5 protein-coding genes are annotated in these 3,451 nt (G+C 69.8%); 2 read left to right on the forward strand and 3 right to left on the reverse strand.

Annotation, left to right across the window (positions count from 1 at the left end; all coding sequences use genetic code 11):
* Positions 1-170 (reverse strand): DUF1707 domain-containing protein (locus JHD21_RS21495; RefSeq protein WP_292679552.1); only part of this gene is annotated, 170 nt, incomplete at its 3' end.
* A gap of 63 nt (positions 171-233) precedes the next feature.
* Here JHD21_RS21495 and JHD21_RS21500 point away from each other — a divergent pair.
* Positions 234-1,919: a fumarate hydratase gene (locus tag JHD21_RS21500; RefSeq protein ID WP_292679554.1), complete on the forward strand. Its 1,686-nt coding sequence runs from the start codon at positions 234-236 to the stop codon at positions 1,917-1,919.
* Positions 1,920-1,941: 22 nt separating this feature from the next.
* Positions 1,942-2,241 carry a zf-TFIIB domain-containing protein gene (locus tag JHD21_RS21505; RefSeq protein WP_292679547.1) on the forward strand — a complete coding sequence of 100 codons (300 nt, stop codon included), beginning with the start codon at positions 1,942-1,944 and terminating at the stop codon, positions 2,239-2,241.
* Between the two features lie 71 nt (positions 2,242-2,312).
* Here JHD21_RS21505 and JHD21_RS21510 read toward each other — a convergent pair whose 3' ends face one another.
* Positions 2,313-2,891 (reverse strand): DUF3618 domain-containing protein, encoded by a 579-nt coding sequence (locus JHD21_RS21510; RefSeq protein WP_292679548.1) that lies wholly within the window; start codon positions 2,889-2,891, stop codon positions 2,313-2,315.
* Positions 2,867-3,286, reverse strand: a complete 420-nt coding sequence (locus tag JHD21_RS21515) for a phage holin family protein (RefSeq protein ID WP_292679550.1) — start codon at positions 3,284-3,286, stop codon at positions 2,867-2,869. Before JHD21_RS21515 ends, JHD21_RS21510 begins: the two co-directional genes overlap by 25 nt.
* Positions 3,287-3,451 lie beyond the last annotated feature (165 nt).

A 3,451-nucleotide genomic window follows, 5' to 3' on the forward strand; every position in this document is an offset into this window, starting at 1 on the left:
AGCGTGATGGGGACCAGGTCGGCGTAGGTCCGGGCGGCGTACGTCGCCTCGAGCCGCGAGTCGAGCTCGTCCAGGTCCAGGCGGCCCTCGCCGGCGGCCTCGCGCAGGATCTCGGCCACCTGGTGCCGCTCCTGGTCCGAGATGCGCAGCTGGGAAGGGTCATCCGGCATGCCTTCCAGGTTAGTCGCACGGAATACTGGTCACTCGTGGCCGCTGAACCCCTGCCGTCCCCCCTGCCGTCCCCCGAGTTCCTCTACTCCGACCTGCTGCCGACGGGTCCGGACGAGACGCCCTACCGGCTCGTGACGACCGAGGGTGTCTCCACCGTCGACGTGGCCGGGCGGACGTTCCTCCAGGTCGAGCCCGAGGCGATCCGGAGGCTCACGGCCGAGGCGATGCATGACATCTCCCACTACCTGCGGCCGGCGCACCTCGCCCAGCTGAGGCGGATCATCGACGACCCCGAGGCCTCCGGCAACGATCGGTTCGTCGCCCTCGACCTGCTCAAGAACGTCAACATCTCGGCGGGTGGCGTCCTGCCGATGTGCCAGGACACCGGCACCGCCATCGTGATGGGCAAGAAGTCCGAGGGGGTGCTGACCGGCGCCGACGACGGTGAGGCGATCTCCCGCGGCGTCTACGACGCCTACACCCGGCTGAACCTGCGGTACTCGCAGCTCGCCCCCCTCACGACGTACGAGGAGAAGAACACGGGCACCAACCTGCCGGCGCAGATCGAGATCTACTCGACGGCGCAGACGTCGGGGAAGCCCGAGTACAAGTTCCTCTTCATGGCCAAGGGCGGCGGCTCGGCCAACAAGTCGTTCCTCTACCAGGAGACGAAGGCGGTGCTGAACCCCACGCGCATGCTGGAGTTCCTGGACGAGAAGATCCGCTCGCTCGGCACGGCCGCCTGTCCGCCCTACCACCTGGCGGTGGTCATCGGCGGCACGTCGGCGGAGCTCGCCCTCAAGACGGCGAAGTACGCCTCGGCGCACTACCTCGACAACCTGCCCACGTCGGGCTCGATGTCCGCGCACGGCTTCCGGGACCTCGACCTCGAGGAGCAGGTCTGGAAGCTGACCCAGTCGTTCGGCATCGGGGCGCAGTTCGGCGGCAAGTACTTCTGCCACGACGTGCGGGTCGTCCGCCTCCCGCGGCACGGTGCGTCCTGCCCGGTCGCACTGGCCGTGTCGTGCTCCGCGGACCGGCAGGCGCTCGGAAAGATCACCGCCGACGGGGTGTTCCTCGAGCAGCTCGAGACCGACCCGGCGCAGTACATGCCCGATGCCGGCATCGCCGACGACATCTCGAGCGGCGCGGTCGTCCAGATCGACCTCAACCGTCCGATGACCGAGATCCTCGCCGAGCTCGCGCAGCACCCCGTGAAGACCCGGCTCTCGCTGACCGGCCCCCTGGTCGTCGCCCGCGACATCGCGCACGCCAAGATCAAGGAGCGGCTGGACGCCGGCGAGGGCATGCCGCAGTACCTCAAGGACCATCCGGTCTACTACGCCGGCCCGGCGAAGACCCCCGAGGGGATGGCCTCCGGGTCGTTCGGGCCGACGACCGCCGGCCGGATGGACTCCTACGTCGAGCAGTTCCAGGCCGCGGGGGGCTCGATGGTGATGCTCGCCAAGGGCAACCGCTCCAAGGCCGTCACCGAGTCGTGCCACACCCATGGCGGCTTCTACCTCGGCTCGATCGGCGGACCGGCGGCGCGGCTCGCCCAGGACTGCATCAAGGACGTGTCCGTCCTCGAGTACGAGGAGCTGGGCATGGAGGCGGTCTGGCGGATCGAGGTCGAGGACTTCCCGGCGTTCATCGTGGTCGACGACAAGGGCAACGACTTCTTCACCGATCCCTCGGGCGCTGTCACCGTCCCCGTCACCGGCCTCCGCGTACGTTCTGCTCAATAGCCGGCACCACCAGGAGGACCCCATGCAGTGCCCCAACGACGGCGCGGTGCTCACCATGAGCGAGCGCAGCGGCATCGAGATCGACTACTGCCCGACCTGCCGCGGCGTGTGGCTGGACCGTGGTGAGCTGGACAAGATCATCGAACGCTCGCTCAGCCAGCCGGGCCCCGCCGCACCGGCCCCCGCTCCCGCGGCGCCGACGCAGCAGTACCAGCAGCCCGCTCCGCAGCAGGGCTACGACCGGGGCGGCTACCAGCAGGGCTACGGCCAGAAGCCCTACAAGAAGCGCAAGGAGAGCTGGCTCAGCGAGCTGTTCGACTGACGGCGAGCTCAGCCCGACAGCCGTGTCGGCGCAAGAGCACCGAGCCAGCGTAGGCGTCGCCCCAGGTCAGGTCAGGAGGGAGCCGCCTCGGACCGGACGGCCTCGGCCGAGGACTGCGCCTCGGACCTGACCGTGTCGGCCGAGCCGGCCGCGGACTCCTTGACCTGCTGCGCGACCTGGGTCGCCTGCTCCTTGGCGTCCGTGGCGACCTGCTGAGCCGTCTGCCTCGCCTCGTCCATGAGCGGCTGTCCGTGCTCCTTGGCCGCCTCCATGGTCCGGTGCGCCGCGGCGGCCTCGGCCTTGCTGGCCGGGAACAGGGATGCGATCACGAGCCCCGCACCGAAGGCCACCAGACCGGCGCCCAGGGGGCTGCCCTGGATCTGGCCCTGGGTGGCGCTGACCGCGGACTGAGCGGTGTCCTTGGCCCCGTCGACCGCACCGCTCGCGGTTCCCGCGGTCGTGGACGTCACCGAGTCCTTCGCGCCCATGACCCGGTCCTTGATCCCGCCGAGGCGCTCCTTGGTGGCCTCCTTGCGTCGTTCCACGATGGCCGAGGGGCTGACCTTGTCCTGGAGGGCGTCGACGTCCGAGGCCATCCGGGTGCGGGTCTGCTCGATCTGGGTCGTCAGTTCTTCTGTGCTCTGGCCCATTGCGCGTCCTCCTTGAGGGTCTGCTGCGTCTTCGGCAGCTCGGGGTTGGCTTCCTTGAGCTTCTTGCGGCCGAGGGCCGCGAGGACCGCGGCCACCGCGGCCCACACCAGTGCGGTGAGGAGCGCGGCGACCTCGATCGGCAGCCAGTTGTCCAGCAGGAACATGAGTGCGGCAGACAGGAACAGCAGCACGAACCAGCCGCTGAACCCGGCGCCGCCGAGCATGCCGGCGCCCGTGCCCACCTTGGTGAGCTCCTCCTTGAGCTCCACCTTCGCGAGCTCGACCTCCTGCTTCATCAACGTCGCGAAGTCGTTGCTCACGTCACTGACGATCTGCCCCAGGCTGCGGTCGTCGGTGGTCCCGACGTGGCTGCCGCCGGTGGGCGACTGGGTCATCGGTCCGCTCCCCCGCTCAGCCCGCCACCGCTGTAGCCGGTCTCGGGACCGTCCGGGACGGTGATGCCGGGGGTGGACGGGATCGAGATGTCCTCCTGGGTCGGCTGACCGGGCAGGCTCGACGCCGTGCGCGGGTCCGGGACGTACGGCGTCGCGGGCGTGGCG

Source organism: Nocardioides sp. (assembly GCF_016462705.1).
In the GTDB taxonomy this organism is placed as follows: Bacteria; Actinomycetota; Actinomycetes; order Propionibacteriales; family Nocardioidaceae; genus Nocardioides.